Source organism: Kitasatospora sp. NPDC059327 (assembly GCF_042752535.1).
In the GTDB taxonomy this organism is placed as follows: Bacteria; Actinomycetota; Actinomycetes; order Streptomycetales; family Streptomycetaceae; genus Kitasatospora.
On sequence record NZ_JBHYYB010000050.1, the window covers coordinates 1 to 14,168 of the forward strand.

15 protein-coding genes and 4 tRNA genes are annotated in these 14,168 nt (G+C 73.7%); 10 read left to right on the forward strand and 9 right to left on the reverse strand.

The features are described from left to right. Nucleotides 1-117: 117 nt before the first annotated feature. The 5 genes from ACFXHB_RS26780 to ACFXHB_RS26800 all read right to left on the reverse strand — a co-directional run bounded on the left by ACFXHB_RS26780 (nt 118) and on the right by ACFXHB_RS26800 (nt 1,656). Nucleotides 118-663, reverse strand: coding sequence for a Uma2 family endonuclease (locus tag ACFXHB_RS26780; RefSeq protein WP_380577197.1), 546 nt, complete (start codon nt 661-663; stop codon nt 118-120). A gap of 225 nt (nt 664-888) precedes the next feature. Beyond that, nucleotides 889-962 (reverse strand) — tRNA-Phe (locus ACFXHB_RS26785). 27 nt (nt 963-989) lie between these two features. Then, nucleotides 990-1,063, reverse strand: a tRNA-Asp gene (locus tag ACFXHB_RS26790). A 66-nt stretch (nt 1,064-1,129) separates the two neighbouring features. Next, nucleotides 1,130-1,202 (reverse strand) — tRNA-Glu (locus ACFXHB_RS26795). A 112-nt stretch (nt 1,203-1,314) separates the two neighbouring features. Further along, nucleotides 1,315-1,656 (reverse strand): metallopeptidase family protein, encoded by a 342-nt coding sequence (locus ACFXHB_RS26800; protein ID WP_380577198.1) that lies wholly within the window; start codon nt 1,654-1,656, stop codon nt 1,315-1,317. Nucleotides 1,657-1,726: 70 nt separating this feature from the next. Between ACFXHB_RS26800 and ACFXHB_RS26805 the strand changes: the two genes are divergently transcribed. The 6 genes from ACFXHB_RS26805 (at nt 1,727) to ACFXHB_RS26830 (ending at nt 7,476) form a co-directional block, all read left to right on the forward strand. Further along, nucleotides 1,727-2,242, forward strand: coding sequence for a fluoride efflux transporter FluC (locus ACFXHB_RS26805; protein WP_380577199.1), 516 nt, complete (start codon nt 1,727-1,729; stop codon nt 2,240-2,242). Next, entirely contained in the window at nt 2,239-2,673 is a 435-nt protein-coding gene (locus ACFXHB_RS26810) for a DUF190 domain-containing protein (RefSeq protein WP_380577200.1), read from the forward strand. The genes ACFXHB_RS26805 and ACFXHB_RS26810 overlap by 4 nt, the downstream gene beginning before the upstream one ends. Beyond that, nucleotides 2,670-3,044: a fluoride efflux transporter CrcB gene (crcB, locus tag ACFXHB_RS26815; protein ID WP_380577201.1), complete on the forward strand. Its 375-nt coding sequence runs from the start codon at nt 2,670-2,672 to the stop codon at nt 3,042-3,044. The genes ACFXHB_RS26810 and crcB overlap by 4 nt, the downstream gene beginning before the upstream one ends. 225 nt (nt 3,045-3,269) lie before the next feature. Beyond that, the gene (locus ACFXHB_RS26820) at nt 3,270-4,076 is read left to right on the forward strand and encodes a hypothetical protein (protein WP_380577202.1); all 807 of its coding nucleotides are present in this window, start codon (nt 3,270-3,272) and stop codon (nt 4,074-4,076) included. Between the two features lie 195 nt (nt 4,077-4,271). Further along, the gene (locus ACFXHB_RS26825; RefSeq protein WP_380577203.1) at nt 4,272-6,449 is read left to right on the forward strand and encodes a DEAD/DEAH box helicase; all 2,178 of its coding nucleotides are present in this window, start codon (nt 4,272-4,274) and stop codon (nt 6,447-6,449) included. A 145-nt stretch (nt 6,450-6,594) separates the two neighbouring features. Next, on the forward strand, nt 6,595-7,476 hold the full coding sequence (locus ACFXHB_RS26830) for a TIGR02452 family protein (RefSeq protein ID WP_380577204.1): 882 nt from the start codon (nt 6,595-6,597) through the stop codon (nt 7,474-7,476). 40 nt (nt 7,477-7,516) lie between these two features. On the opposite strand, the gene ACFXHB_RS26835 is transcribed toward ACFXHB_RS26830, so the two are convergent. After that, entirely contained in the window at nt 7,517-7,852 is a 336-nt protein-coding gene (locus ACFXHB_RS26835) for a hypothetical protein (protein WP_380577205.1), read from the reverse strand. 137 nt (nt 7,853-7,989) lie between these two features. Further along, nucleotides 7,990-9,111: a hypothetical protein gene (locus ACFXHB_RS26840; RefSeq protein WP_380577206.1), complete on the reverse strand. Its 1,122-nt coding sequence runs from the start codon at nt 9,109-9,111 to the stop codon at nt 7,990-7,992. Between the two features lie 180 nt (nt 9,112-9,291). On the opposite strand from ACFXHB_RS26840, the gene ACFXHB_RS26845 reads away from it, so the two are divergent. After that, nucleotides 9,292-10,461: a low temperature requirement protein A gene (locus ACFXHB_RS26845; protein ID WP_380577207.1), complete on the forward strand. Its 1,170-nt coding sequence runs from the start codon at nt 9,292-9,294 to the stop codon at nt 10,459-10,461. After that, the gene (locus ACFXHB_RS26850; RefSeq protein WP_380577208.1) at nt 10,458-10,904 is read left to right on the forward strand and encodes an RICIN domain-containing protein; all 447 of its coding nucleotides are present in this window, start codon (nt 10,458-10,460) and stop codon (nt 10,902-10,904) included. The genes ACFXHB_RS26845 and ACFXHB_RS26850 overlap by 4 nt, the downstream gene beginning before the upstream one ends. Before the next feature lie 18 nt (nt 10,905-10,922). Here the strand turns inward: ACFXHB_RS26850 and ACFXHB_RS26855 are convergent, their stop codons facing one another. Together ACFXHB_RS26855 and ACFXHB_RS26860 are read right to left on the reverse strand one after the other, a co-directional pair. Further along, nucleotides 10,923-11,651 (reverse strand): tyrosine-protein phosphatase, encoded by a 729-nt coding sequence (locus ACFXHB_RS26855; protein WP_380577209.1) that lies wholly within the window; start codon nt 11,649-11,651, stop codon nt 10,923-10,925. A 56-nt stretch (nt 11,652-11,707) separates the two neighbouring features. Further along, entirely contained in the window at nt 11,708-12,517 is an 810-nt protein-coding gene (locus tag ACFXHB_RS26860) for an SDR family oxidoreductase (RefSeq protein WP_380577210.1), read from the reverse strand. Between the two features lie 158 nt (nt 12,518-12,675). Between ACFXHB_RS26860 and ACFXHB_RS26865 the strand changes: the two genes are divergently transcribed. Together ACFXHB_RS26865 and ACFXHB_RS26870 are read left to right on the forward strand one after the other, a co-directional pair. Then, the gene (locus ACFXHB_RS26865) at nt 12,676-13,479 is read left to right on the forward strand and encodes a DNA polymerase beta superfamily protein (protein ID WP_380577211.1); all 804 of its coding nucleotides are present in this window, start codon (nt 12,676-12,678) and stop codon (nt 13,477-13,479) included. 35 nt (nt 13,480-13,514) lie between these two features. After that, nucleotides 13,515-13,587: transfer RNA gene (locus ACFXHB_RS26870), tRNA-Lys, on the forward strand. Nucleotides 13,588-14,168: the final 581 nt, after the last annotated feature.

Sequence of the window (14,168 nt, forward strand, 5' to 3'; positions counted from 1 at the left end):
GAACAGCTTCTTCAACTCCGGATCGAGCCTCTTGCCGCCCACGGTCCTCGCAACTCCCATGATCATGAGTGTTGCGAGGACCGCTAGAACCTAAGACTCTCCGGGGCCTTTCCACGGTCAGTACGGCAGTAGCTCGTTCGTGACCAGGTCGAAGCCGAACGGCTCGGGGACGTGCAGGGTCTCGCCGAACTCGATGTCCTCGCGGCGGTGGTACTTCGTACCGTCGGGCCGGCTGAACAGGGTGACGGTCTTCTGCCTGGCGTCGATCAGCAAGTACAGCGGGATGCCCATCAACGGGTAGTCGCGAACCTTCCCCACCCAGTCGTTCTCCGGGTTGGAGGGGGACACCAGCTCGACGGCGATGGTGGCGAGCTCGGACGGGACCTGGTTGTCAGACGTTTCCAGGGCCTCGCTCGGCAGGTAGGTCAGGTCCGGATTGCGGCTCTTGCCGACATGAGGTGACACCAGGTCGGTGTTCTCACTCGGTAGCAGGTCGACCGGGGCATACCTGTCGAACTGGCGGCGGACCAACAGCAGGTTTCGCTGGTGGATGCCCGAGGGGCTGACCATCATGACGATGGTGTCGCCCGAGATCTCCACCTTGAATCCGTCGGGCAGGCTCCGGCGGGCTTCTTCGAGGAGTGCGAAGTGCTCCGGGTTCATGCGCGGTGTCTCCTCGGGAGTGCCGGGTAACGCCCTCAGGGTAGTCCGGCGGCGGGACCGACGGCGCTCGTGCACGGTGCCCTGCCGTGGCCCCCGTTCCTCGGGCCGGCGTCGGGCCTCGCTCGCTCCGGCCGTTGACCGCCCGCTGCCCGGTTGCCGTCGCAGGTCGTGAAAATGCCCCCGAAGCGAGCTGCTTCGGGGGCATCGTGCCTGTTCAGGCGTCTGTGGCCAGGGCCGGGGTCGAACCGGCGACCTTCCGCTTTTCAGGCGGACGCTCGTACCAACTGAGCTACCTGGCCGTACTGCACCGTCTCTTGCGAGACGAGCGATCCCGACGGGACTTGAACCCGCGACCTCCACCTTGACAGGGTGGCGAGCTAACCAACTGCTCCACGGGACCTTGTGTGGATTGCTCCACTGAGGTCTTGCTAGGTCTTGCGCACTGCACTTTACTACGGTACTGCTGTGCCCCCAACGGGATTCGAACCCGTGCTACCGCCTTGAAAGGGCGGCGTCCTGGGCCACTAGACGATGAGGGCTTGCGGCCTGTCCCGCTGTTTCCAGCGTTCGGGGACGTCGAGAAGCATATGGGATGTCGGGCCGATCGCCAAAACGGGTTCGGGCCGGGTCGCCGGTGGGCTCGGCGGGCGGTCAGGACCAGCCGAGCTCGTCGAGCTCGTGGTCGTCGAAACCGAAGTGGTGGGCGACCTCGTGGATGACCGTGGTGCGGACCTCCCCGACCACCTGCTCGCGGGTCTCGCAGTGCCGCAGGGTCGGGCCCCGGTAGATGATGATCCGATCGGGCAGGACGCCCGCGTACCACTCGCCGCGCTCGGTGAGCGGGGTGCCCTCGTAGAGGCCGAGGAGCTCCGGGTCGGCCGGGTCCGGCTCGTCCTCGACGAACACCGCGACGTTGTCCATCATGGCCGCGAGTTTCGGGGGGATCTGGTCGAGGGCGTCGCTGACCAGCGTCTCGAACTCTTCCCGGGTCATCTCCACCCGATCATTGTCGGGTCTGGGGTGACGGTGTGCCAGGCAGTGGAGGCCGGTGTTTCATGGGCCTATGGCGACCTCGGAGGACGCGGTGGACGACCCGGTGGACACGGGAGGGGCGGGCGGCGCGCTGCGGACGGTGCCCGCGCCGGCGCGCCGGCGCCGGGCGCCGGTGCTGAGCGGCCAGGGGCCCGTCGTGGCGGTGGTCGCGCTGGGCGGGGCGATCGGGGCCTCGGCCCGCTACGGGGCCGGGTTGCTCTGGCCGACCGTGCCGGGGGGCTTCCCGTGGACCACGCTGGCGGTGAACGGGGCGGGCTGCGCGGTGATCGGGGTCTTCCTGGTGGTGATCACCGAGGGGCGGCCCGCGCACCCGCTGCTGCGGCCGTTCTTCGGCACGGGGGTGCTGGGCGGGTTCACGACCTTCTCCACCTACGCGGTGGACGCCCGGCAGCTGCTGGCGCAGGGGCGGCCCGGTGCCGGGGCGGCCTACCTGGGGCTGACGCTGGCGGTGGCGCTGAGCGCGGTCTGGGCGGCCGCCGGAGTGACGCGCCGTCTGGTCCTGCGCGGGGCGCGGAGGCGGGGATGACGCGGCTGACCGGTCCGGCGCTGCGGCTCACCGTGCTGGTGGGTGAGAACGACCGCCGGCACCACCGCCCGCTGTACAGCGAGATCGTGCACCGGGCACGGGCCGCCGGGCTGGCCGGGGCGAGCGTGTTCCGGGGCATCGAGGGCTTCGGGGCCTCGTCGCTGGTGCACACGGCCCGGCTGCTGTCGCTGAGCGAGGACCTGCCGGTGGCAGTGGTGATCGTGGACACCGAGGAGCGGGTGCGCGCCTTCCTGCCGCAACTGGACGAACTGGTGGCGGAGGGGTTGGTGGTGCTCGACCCCTGCGAGGTGATCCGGTACGTCGGGCGCGACGGCGACGGTGGCAGCCACGGCGAGGGCGACCGCGGTGGGCTCGGCGGTCCCGGTCCCGGTCCCGGTCCCGGTGGCGACGGGGCGGAGGCGGGGCGGTGAACTGGCTGCTGGTGGTGGTCGGGGCGGTGGTCGGGGCGCCGCTGCGGTACCTGACCGACCGGGCGGTACAGGCCCGGCACGACTCGGTGTTCCCGTGGGGCACCTTCACCGTGAACGTGGCCGGCTGCCTGGTGCTCGGGCTGGTGACCGGGGCGGTCGCGGCCGGTGCGGCGTCCTCGCACGTCCAACTCCTGCTCGGGACGGGGCTCTGCGGGGCGCTGACGACCTATTCGACCTTCTCGTACGAGACGCTGCGGCTGGCCGAGGGCGGGGCCGGTCGGTACGCCCTGGCCAACGTGGTCGGCAGCGTGGCGGCGGGGCTGGCGGCCGTGTACGCCGGGGCGGGGCTGGCCTCGGCGTTCTGGGGGTGAGCGAGCCGGGGTGAGCGCCCGGGGACGGGTGGCCGGGCGGGTGCCCGGCCGGGTGGGCGCCCGGGCCGGTCCGGAGGTTTGAACCGGCGGGGTTGCGCCGGGTGGATGGCGTCCGGGGCTTCCTGCCGGACCGCCCGTGTCCCGTGGCCCGGGGCGCGCGTTGGGCACCGAAAGTGCCGCGCGCGATGGCGGCGGCCCGGGTGGGGCAGCGGAAGAGGGAGCTCGGTGGCGGCGATGCGTTCGGTGCGCGAGGTGGGCGCTCAGGAGGAACGTTCGGCCGGTCGTCCGGTGGCGGTCCGGCCGGCGGTGGTGCGGGCGGTGGCGGTCCGGCAGGCGGAGCCCAGGGCGGTGGCGGTGCGCAACGGTGTGGTGCGGGCGGCGGCGGTGCTGGCGGTGGCCGGACTGGGGCTGACCGGGTGCATGTCGGTGGGGCCGGGCGCGGACGAGAAGCACGGCACCGTCCCGGTCGGACAGTCGGGGACGGTCGGCAAGGCCGGGGCCGGGGCGTCGGCCTCGCCGACCGGCGGCCGTCAGGGCGGCGTGTCCGGGCGCCCGGAGCGCCCCGGGGGCGTGCAGGTGGCCAACACGCCGGGGGCGGCTCCGCCCCCGGTCCAGGGCGAGGTGTCTCCCGGCGTGAACGGCGCGGTCGCCGGTGCGGACACGGCGCAGGGCGCTCTGCCCGGCGAGGCCGCGCCCGGCGCGAACGGTGCCGCAGGGGGCGTGAGCGCTAGTGGCGCACCTCACTCGGGCACCGGTTCCTCCATCGGCGGGGCGGCGGCTGACACGGGTGGCACAGGCGGTACGGGAGGCGCTGCGGGCACCGGTGGCGGCGGTGGCTCCAGCGGCGGTGCGGGCGACGGGCGGTCCGGTGGCGGCGCCGTCACCAGCCCGGCGACGAGCCCGACCGCCCGGCCGTCGGCCTCCCCCGACGCCAGCCCCGTCACGCCCGTCCCGCCGGTCACCCCGGCCCCGGAGCCCTCGGCCGGCAACTCCGGATCTTCGGTACCGAGCCCCGGTTCGGGCGGGCACTAGCGCTCTGGCCAGTGCATTTGCCTCTGATCCCCAGGTTCCCCTATGGTGGTAGATCGTTCGTTTGATTCATTTGACTGGCGCCCTAATTCCCATCTGGCGCCCTTGGCGCGTTCCGGCGATCCGTGGCTGACCGCATAGAGGCGGTTGTGAAACAGAACCCGGACTTTGGCGCGTGCCACTTCCGGAAGGTTTTGCATGTCTCTCGTTGACGACGCCCGCTTCGCCATGCCCGCGAGCGAGTCCGCCGCCGATGTCACCCCCACCGATGCCCCCGAGGTCGCGCCGATCGACGCCGACCAGGACATCGACCTCACCGCCGACCAGGACGCCGCCGACGAGGCCGCGTCCGAGGAGAGCGCCGAGGCCGCCGAGCCCACCATCACCTTCGGCGACCTGGGCCTGCACGACGACGTCGTGCGCGCCCTCGCCAAGCGCGGCGTGACCACCCCGTTCCCGATCCAGGCCGCGACCATCCCGGACGCGCTGGCCGGCAAGGACGTGCTGGGCCGCGGCCGTACCGGCTCCGGCAAGACCCTCAGCTTCGGCCTGCCGCTGCTGACCCGCCTCGCCGACGGCGAGCGCACCAAGCCCAAGCACCCGCGCGGCCTGATCCTCGTCCCGACCCGTGAGCTGGCCATGCAGGTGGCCGACGCGCTGGAGCCGTTCGGCTCGGTGCTCGGCCTCAAGCTCAAGGTCGTCTGCGGCGGCACCTCGATGTCGAACCAGATCTACGCGCTGGAGCGTGGCGTCGACGTCCTGGTCGCCACCCCCGGCCGCCTGCGCGACCTGCTGAACCGCGGCAGCGCCAAGCTGGGCGACGTGCGGACCGTCGTGCTCGACGAGGCCGACCAGATGGCCGACATGGGCTTCCTGCCCGAGGTCACCGAGATCCTCGACCAGGTGCCGGCCGGCGGCCAGCGCCTGCTGTTCTCCGCCACCCTGGAGAACGAGATCGACACCCTGGTCAAGCGCTACCTGAAGAACCCGGTCACCCACGAGGTCGACCCGTCGGCCGGTGCGGTCACCACCATGACCCACCACATCCTCGTGGTGAAGCCCAAGGACAAGGCGCCGATCACCAACGCGATCGCCGCCCGCAAGGGCCGCACGATCATCTTCGTCCGTACCCAGATGGGCGCCGACCGCGTCGCCGAGCAGCTCATCGAGGCCGGCGTGAAGGCCGACGCGCTGCACGGCGGGATGACCCAGGGCGCCCGTACCCGCGTCCTCGGCGACTTCAAGGACGGCTACGTCAACGTCGTCGTCGCGACCGACGTCGCCGCCCGCGGCATCCACGTCGACGGCATCGACCTGGTCCTGAACGTGGACCCGGCCGGCGACCACAAGGACTACCTGCACCGCTCCGGCCGCACCGCGCGGGCCGGCCGCTCCGGCGCCGTCGTCACCCTGGTGCTGCCGCACCAGCGTCGCGGCGTGTTCCGCCTGATGGAGGACGCGGGCGTGGACGCCTCGCGCCACATCCTCGACCACGCCTTCGACGCCGAGGTCGCCAAGATCACCGGCGCCCGTTCGCTGATCGAGGTCCAGGCCGAGAGCGCCGCCGGCATCGCCGGTGCCGCCGAGCGCGAGCTCGCCGACATGACCCGCCAGCTGGAGCGCGCGCAGCGCCGCGCCACCGAGCTGCGCGAGGAGGCCGACCGCCTGGCCGCCCGTGCCGCGCGCGAGCGGGCCGACCTGGGCATCGAGGACGAGGCGCCCGCCGCCGAGGCCGAGACCGCCGAGACCACCGAGGCCCCCGCGGAGACGGCCGCCCCGGTCGCCGCCGCGACCGAGGAGCGGACCCCGTCGTACCGCGAGGCGCGCACCGAGCGTCCGGCGTACGGCCGTGACCGTGACGACCGCGGCCGTGACGACCGCGGTGGTCGCTCGGGTGGCTTCAACCGTGACCGTGACGACCGCGGCGGCCGCTCGGGTGGCTTCAACCGCGACGACCGCGGTGGCAGCCGTTCCTTCGGTGACCGTGACAACCGCTCGGGTGGCTTCAACCGCGACGACCGTGGCGGCAGCCGTTCCTTCGGTGACCGTGACAACCGTTCCGGTGGCTTCAACCGCGACGACCGTGGCGGCAGCCGTTCCTTCGGCGACCGTCCGGCCCGCTCCTTCGGTGACCGCCCGGCCTACGGCGACCGCGACAACCGCGGTGGCGCCGGCGCCGGCGGCAGCAGCAGCCGTCCGTTCTCCCGCCGCGACGACCACCGCTCCGGTGGCCGCCCGCAGGCCTCCGGCGGTTTCAACCGTGACCGTGACGACCGCGGTGGCAGCCGTTCCTTCGGTGACCGCGACAACCGCTCCGGTGGTTTCAACTCGGGTGGCTTCAACCGCGACGACCGCAAGCCGCGCTGGAAGAACTGACACCGCGTAGCGCCTCGCGCCGACGCCCGACGGGCCCGCTCCACTTCGGTGGGGCGGGCCCGTCCGCGTTCCCGCTCCGGCTGTTGTTCTGTTGGTGAGAATAACCTGTGGCGCGGGGGTACCCCGCTCCCGTACGGTCGCCGTCATGAGCAGCAGACTGCACAACGTGGCGGTGGTGAACGAGGAGATCGCCCTGCGGGGGAGCTACCGGGCGGCCGGGGGCGAGCTCGTCCAGGTGGCGGAGCCGCTGGCGGCGGCCAGGGCGGGGACGGTGTCGTACGCGCCGCAGGCGCTGGACGCGCTCCTGCGGGCCGGAGCACCGGGCCCGGCGGCGCCGGGGCGGGCGGCCGTCGAGGTGACGGCCGAGGGCAGCATCGGGGCCGCCCGGCGGCTGGTGGAGGCCGGGGCCGGCCGCGTGGGCGTGCTCAACTTCGCCTCGGCGCGCAATCCGGGCGGAGGCTATCTGCGCGGTGCCCGGGCCCAGGAGGAGGACCTCTGCCGGAGCGCCCTGCTGTACTCCTGTCTGCTGGAGGCGCCGGACTACTACGAGGCGCACCGGGCCTCCGGCGACCTGAGGTACAGCCACCGGGTGATCGTCTCGCCCGACGTCCCGGTGATCCGGAGCGAGAAGGGGGAGCTGCTGGCGCGGCCCTACCCGGTGACCTTCCTGACCTCGCCCGCGCCGAACGCCGGCCAGCTGGCGCGGCGTTCCGAGAGCGCGGACGGTCGGGGCGTGGACGGTCGGGGCGTGGACGGTCGGGGCGCGGATGTCCGGGGCGTGCTCGCCGAGCGGGCGGCCCGGGTGCTCGCGGCGGCGGCCCGGCACGAGATCCGCGCGCTCGTGCTGGGGGCCTGGGGCTGCGGGGTGTTCCGCAACGACCCGGCGCAGGTCGCGGAGGCCTTCGAGGGAGCGCTGGCCCAGTACGGTCCGGCCTTCGACCGGGTCGTGTTCGCGGTCTGGGACCGCACGCCCGTCTCGGCGAACCGGGCCGCCTTCGAGGCCCGGTTCGGCGCGGCCGTCGGCTGACGGACGACCGCGCCGGGAGGGGCGGGTGCCGCGGGGCGGCTCAGCGTTCGCGCGAGCCCAGGGCGGTCGCGGCGGTCGAGGCGGCAGCGACCACGCCGGTGACGGCGAGGACGGACGGCCAGGCGCCGATCTTCTTCGCCAGCGGGTGCGAGCCGCCGAAGGCCGCCACGTAGAGCCCGGTCAGCGCGGCCGCGGTGGCCGCGCCCGAGCGGCGGTGCCACTGGGCGGCGGCCCCGGCCCCGGCCACGGCCAGGACGGCGCCGCCCAGTTCACGCCGACCGGTCCACCGGGCGACGCCGTAGCCGCCGACCAGGCCGCTCGCCGCGGTCAGCGCGGCAGGCGCGGCGGCCGAGAGTACGTGCGGGATCCTCGCCATCGTCGACTCCACTCCTCAGAATCCTCGGGTCCGTCCGACCATAACCCGTCCGGTTCCCGGTCCGGTTCGCGGCCCGGTGCCGTGTTCGGCGGTCGGTGCGGCGCCGCGCCCCGGCTCAGGCCGCCCGACGGGTGCCGCTACCGGAACGCCTGCTCGAACGGGACGGCCGGAGCCACCCGGGAGAGCCGGTCCGCGGCCTCGGCCGGTGCCAGCACCCGTTCCAGCCGGAGATCCCCCGGGACCTGCTGGATGAACCGGCCGGCCGACCAACTGCGCTCGTACGCCTGCGGGTCCAGCACCAGGGTGCGGAGGCCGTCGACCACCGGGATGTCGCTCGGCGTGCCCTCGTTCCAGATCCATATCCCGTCGGGCGCGACCAGGTTGAAGGAGCCGTACGCGGTGACCCGCCGGCGACCGTCCAGTTCCCGGGTCCGGCTCAGCGCGACGACCTCCGGGTCCGGCACGGGACCGGGCAGCTGTCCGCCGCCGATCAGCACGTCGGCGAGCAGCGTGTGCAGCTGGAAGTTGTCGGTCAGGCCGTCCATCCGCAGCAGGTAGCCGGTGCCGCTCGGGCGGTCCAGCACCAGCAGCGGCTCGTCGTCGAGCGTCTTCGCCAGGTGGAGCAGACCCTTGAGGTCGTGTCTCCCCTCGCCGTACCGGTCGATCAGTTCGACCAGGACGTCCGTCACGCCGGAGGTCCGGGCCGCGGTGCGGACGGCGGCGTGGCCGAGGACCGCGAACGAGGCCATCTGCCACAGGTGCAGCGTCCACCAGCCGATCACGGCCCGGTGCGCGTGCCGTTCGTCCAGCCGGTCCGGGTCCTCGATCCGGGCGTGCGCCGGGCCCGGGTCGTCCTCGTCCGGGTCGGGCAGCTCGCCGCCGCCGGTCTCCCGCCAGCGGTCCACCAGCAGCAGTGCGCCGCTCAGCGCGCCACGCAGGCCCGCCAGTACGTGGTCGGCGCAGGCCAGTGGGTCGGCGCCGCGCTCGACGCAGGCGCCGACCATCATCGCCAGCTGGGCCCGGGGGAACGGCGGGGTGTCCGGGAGCAGCGCGGCCAGTCGGGGGCCGACCGCGGCGGACTCCCGTTCCCCGGCCGGTCCCAGCAGTCCGCCGAGCCGTCGGAACGCGGCTTCGAGGTGTTCGGCGTCGCCGGCCTCGGTCGCCGCCTCCAGGTCGGCTGTCGCCCCTTCGAGGGTGGGCTGTTGACGGTCCGACGGATCAGCGGACCCGCCGTGCGGGGCAATGCGGTCGGACACCATTCGCCGCAGCATAGGCGTCCGCCCGGACACCCGGGCCGTCGGGTGCCGGCCCGCGCCCGCTCCCCGGGTGCGCCTACCGGTCCCCGGCACACCCACCGTCTCCGGCCGGTCCGAGACCGCGGCGGTCCGTCCGGTGAAATCGCCCGCGGGGGACGGGCGGTGTGATCCATACTCGCGCGGGTGACCGAGACCCGTGCCCTGACGGCCCCCGCCACCGCTGTGGCGGCCCCCTCCACCGCCGTGGCGGAACCCGCTCTGCAGGTGGCCCCGCTCGAACTCTTCCTCGATCTCGTCTTCGTCTTCACGATCACCCAGCTCACCGGGAGTCTGGTCCACCACCTCACCGTGGGCGGCCTCGTCCAGGTGATGGTGATGCTGGCCGTGATCTGGTGGATGTACGACGCGTTCATCTGGCTGACCAACGCCATGCCGCCGAGCACCCACCCGCGGCGCGGCCTGCTGATGCTCGCCATGGCGGGCTTCCTGGTGATCTCGCTCGCCGTCCCGCACGCCTTCGAGGGCAGCGGAGTGGCCTTCGGCTGGGCGTACCTGCTGGTGGTCGCCGTGCACACCGGTATGTTCGCGGCCTCCGGCGTGGTGCTCGCCTCCGTCCTGCGGATGGGTGGGCTCAACCTGGTCGGCACCGCCCTGGTGGTGGCCGGCGGCTATCTCGCCGGGGTCCCCCAACTCGTCTGCTGGGCGGGTGCCTTCGCGCTGCAGTTCGCGGTGCCCGGGCTGGTCGACCTGCCGCGGTTCCAGCTCCGTTCGGACCATTTCGTGGAACGCCACGGACTGATCGTGATCATCGCGTTCGGCGAGTCCGTGATCGCCATCGGCGTCGGTGCCGGGACCGCCGACCTCACCGTCCCGCTGGTCGCCGTCGCCCTGCTGAGCCTGACCGTCTGCGTGGGCCTCTGGTGGGCCTACTTCGGCCACGACGACGACGCCCGCGCCGAGCACCACATGGCGGCGCTCCCGGCGGAGCGCCGCAACCGGCTCGCCGTCAGCGTCTACAACCTCGGTCACTACGGGCTGCTGCTGGGGGTCCTGCTCTTCGCCACCGGGGTGAAGTCCGCCGTCGCCCACCCGGACGCCCCGATCGGCACCGGCCAGGCCGCTGCCCTGGCCGGTGGCGTCGCCCTCTTCCTCGTCGTCAACACCGCGGTGCGGCGGACCTTCGCGCTGACCCCGAACCTCCCCCGTCTGCTCGCGGCCGGCGCGCTGGTGGGTACCGTCGAACTCGGCACCGCCGTCTCGGCGCTGGCCCAGGTGGCCGCCGTCGTCGCGGTGCTCGGCGCGGCCTTCGGTCACGAGGCCTGTCGGCCCCGGGTGAGAGACTCCACCCCGTGACTGAGCATGTGATCACGGACGGCCTCTACCGGGTGCGCAACGTCGGCAGCGGGCTGCTGCTGGAGGTCGCCGACGGGAGCCGCCGCAGTGGGGCCAAGGTCGTCCTCGGGGTGGAGAGCGGCTCCGACGCCCAGCTCTGGCGGCTCACCGCCGTCCATCCGGGCGGTGCCCTCTACCACCTGGAGAACGCCGGGAGCGGCAAGCGCCTCGACGTCACCGGGGCGTCCCCGGAGGACGGCGTGCTGATCCAGCAGTGGTCACCCAACGCCTTCGGGGCCCAGGAATGGCTCCTCGAACACCATCTCGACGCTCCCGGCACCTACACCCTGACCAGCTTCATCAGCGGCAAGCCGCTCACCGCCACCACCCCCGGCGACCCGGTCGAACAGCGCGAGGAGATCGACTCGCCCACGCAGTGGTGGCACCTGGAGCGCCAGGGGTAGGGCGGCGAGGGCCGGTCGTCAGGCCGAGAGGTTGGCGCGGAGGGCGGCCAGGTCGGCCTCGGTGGTGCCGTGGGCGTGCAGGTAGTCGGCGACGGAGCCGTGCCGAGCGCGGATCCAGCCGAGGGACGAGGCCAGGAGCGGGGCCGCGACGGGGCGGGAGACGCGCTCGGTGCCGGTCTCGTCGACGTAGGGGGTCGGGCCGTCCAGCAGACCGAGGCCGGCGTTGGAGAGCAGGAAGTCGGCCGTCAGGTCGTCGTCGGAGGCCCCGAGCAGGGACTGCACGACGGCGATGGTCAGGCCGGTGCGGTCCTTGCCGACGGCGCAGTGGACGACGGCCGGCACACCGTCGGCGGCGCCGAGCCGGCGGATGGCGGCGACCAGGGAGGGACCGGCGGTCTCGGCCATGAAGGGGTAGAGCTCGGCCTGGTCCTCGGGCCACGGACGGTCGACGTCCTCGCGGTTGGCCGGCAGGGTGGGCAGGCTGACCGCGTCGTGGGAGAGGCCGAACCGCAGATCGGGCCAGGTCTCCAGTTCGAAGGGACTGCGCAGGTCGATCACGGTCCGCAGACCGAGGTCCTTGAGCCGCTGGGCGCCTTCCGGGGTGAGGCTGTGGAAGGAGCCGGAGCGGTAGAGCACGCCCGTGCGGAGGGTCCCGACGCCCCCGGCGTCGCGGAAGTTGCGCACGCCGGGGATGTCGAGGAAGGCGGACGGCAGGTCGGGTTCACGGTCCGGCAGGTCGTCGGTCATGGGCTCCACCGTACGGGCGGGGGAGCCGGCTGGGGAAGGAAACGGACCGTGAGGTCTCAGCGACCGCCGGACACGTCCAGGAAGGTGCCCGTGCTGTAGGAGGCGGCGGGGGAGAGCAGGTAGAGGATCGCCTCGGCGACCTCCTCCGGCTGCCCGCCGCGCCGCATCGGCAGCCCGGGCGCGACCCGGTCGACCCGGCCGGGCTCGCCGCCCAGCGCGTGGATGTCGGTGTGGATCAGGCCGGGTCGGACGGCGTTGACCCGGATGCCCTCGGCGGCGACCTCCAGGGCCAGGCCGCGGGTCATCGAGTCGACCGCGCCCTTGGCGGCCGCGTAGTCCACGTACTCGTTCGGCGAGCCGAGCCGGGAGGCGGCCGAGGAGACGTTGACGATGGCGCCGCCGTGCCCGCCGTACCGGGTGGACATCCGGCGGACGGCCTGCGCGGCGCAGAGGAACGGACCGGTGATGTTGGAGGCCCAGATCCGGGTCAGCCGGTCCTCGTCGATCTCCTCCAGCCGGCACTGCTTCTCCAGCGTGCCGGCGTTGTTCACCAGGGCCGTGAGCGGCCCCAGTTCGGTGTCCACGGCGGCGAACAGCCGCTCGACCTCGGCGGTCCGGGTGACGTCGGCCCGGACGGCGACGGCGGTGCCGCCCTCGGCCCGTACGGTGTCCACCACGGCGGTCGCGGCGGCCTCGTCGGAGCGGTAGTTGACGCAGACCCGGTAGCCGCGCCGCCCGGCCAGCAGGGCGGTGGCGGCGCCGATGCCGCGACCGGCACCGGTGATCAGGAGGACCTCCGGTCGGTCGGCCGGGCCGGACCGGTCGGCGGAGGAGGGCGCTGCGGCGGCGGAAGGAAGGGAGGACATGGTTCGAACGCTACCCGGTGACCGGCCGGCCGGGCGGGCCCGCCGGGAGCCTTTCCGGGCGCCGGAATTCGCTCGCCGGGCGGCGGCCCGGTGGGGCAGAATCCTCGGACCGCCGAGGCCCGTACGAGGCTTTGCGATCCGCGACCCGAGGAGAAGGCATGCCCCCCGCCCCCGGCACCGTCCTGCTCTCGGGCACCGTCCTGCTCTCGGGCATCGTCGGCTCGACCGCGTACGGCTTCGCGCACGCCGGCTCGGACATCGACCGGCTCGGCCTGTTCGCCGCCCCCACCGAGGACTTCCACGGTCTGGGCCGCCCGGCCGAGTCCCGGGTCACCACCGATCCCGACACCACCCTGCACGAGGCGGCCAAATGGTGCCGCCTGGCGCTCACCTGCAACCCGACCGCCTCCGAACTCGTCTGGCTGCCGGCCGACCTGTACGAGGTGCGCACCCCGCTGGGCGAGGAGCTGATCGCGATCCGCGACTCCTTCCTGAGCGCCGCGGCCGTCCGGAACTCCTATCTCGGCTACGCCGACCAGCAGTTCCGCAAGCTGCTCGGCCGCGACACCACCGACCGGGCCGGCCACCGCCGGGCGGCCAAGCACGCCCGCCACCTGGTCCGACTCGTCGAACAGGGCGTCCGGCTCCACGAGACGGGGGAGAACCTGGTCCGGCTGCCCGACCCCGAGCGGGTCCGCGCGCTCGGCGACCGCGTCGCCGAACACCCCGCCACCGCCGAGCCCCTGCTCGCCGCCGCCGCCGAACGCCTCGCCCGCCCCGGCGTCCTCCCGCCCGCCCCCGACCCGCGCCCCGCCGAAGCCTGGCTCCACCGCGTCCGCGCGGCCCTGTGGACCCCGCCGGTCCAGTCCGTCCCGCCCGCCCGCACCCCGCCGGTCCGGCCGCCCGCCGGGACCGGCGCGTCCGGGCAATCCACTGGCGGAGCCATGGGCGCCACCGGGTAGGATCGCCCTGGCCAGCTCCGCATGGGGCGGGTCGCGGGCCGCTAGCTCAATTGGCAGAGCTGCGGACTTTTAATCCGTAGGTTCAGGGTTCGAGCCCCTGGCGGCCCACCGTGAAGGCCCAGCGTCGGACGTCTCCGACCTGGGCCTTTCGGGTTTTCGGTGGCCCCGCTGGGCCCGGGGGTGCGGGCGGCGGCGGGTGCCGGGTGAGTGGCCGTCAGGGGGTCGGGGTCTCGGTCGGTGTGCGGTGTGGCGGGTGAAGTGCCGCCGGTGCCGGGGGACATGGGGCGGTGCCCGGGCCGGGTCGCGCAGGCTGTTTGATGCGGCCGGATTCATATGAGCGGCTTGTATGCTCCGAACGGGGCTCGCTGTGGCTGCAGGGGCCCCGGGGGGTGGGGTGGACACAGCCGCAGGGGGCGTTCGTCGGTCATTACGACCTTCGTATGTGCAACCCGGGGGCGATCCAGGCCGTCTTCCTTGTGGCAGAGCGCCCGGTCGTGCGGCGCAGCGTCCGCCGATGAAAGGGACTCGGATGTCAGGTCAGTGGGGCGAGGGCCCGGCTCGTGGCGACGACGCGCCCGGTGCGGGGCTCACGACCGAGGGCGGCGACGGCGCGGTGCCGCAGCCGCGGACCGGGGGACGGGCGGAGGCCCGACGCGCGGCCCAGGGCAAGGCAACACCGGCCAGGGGAA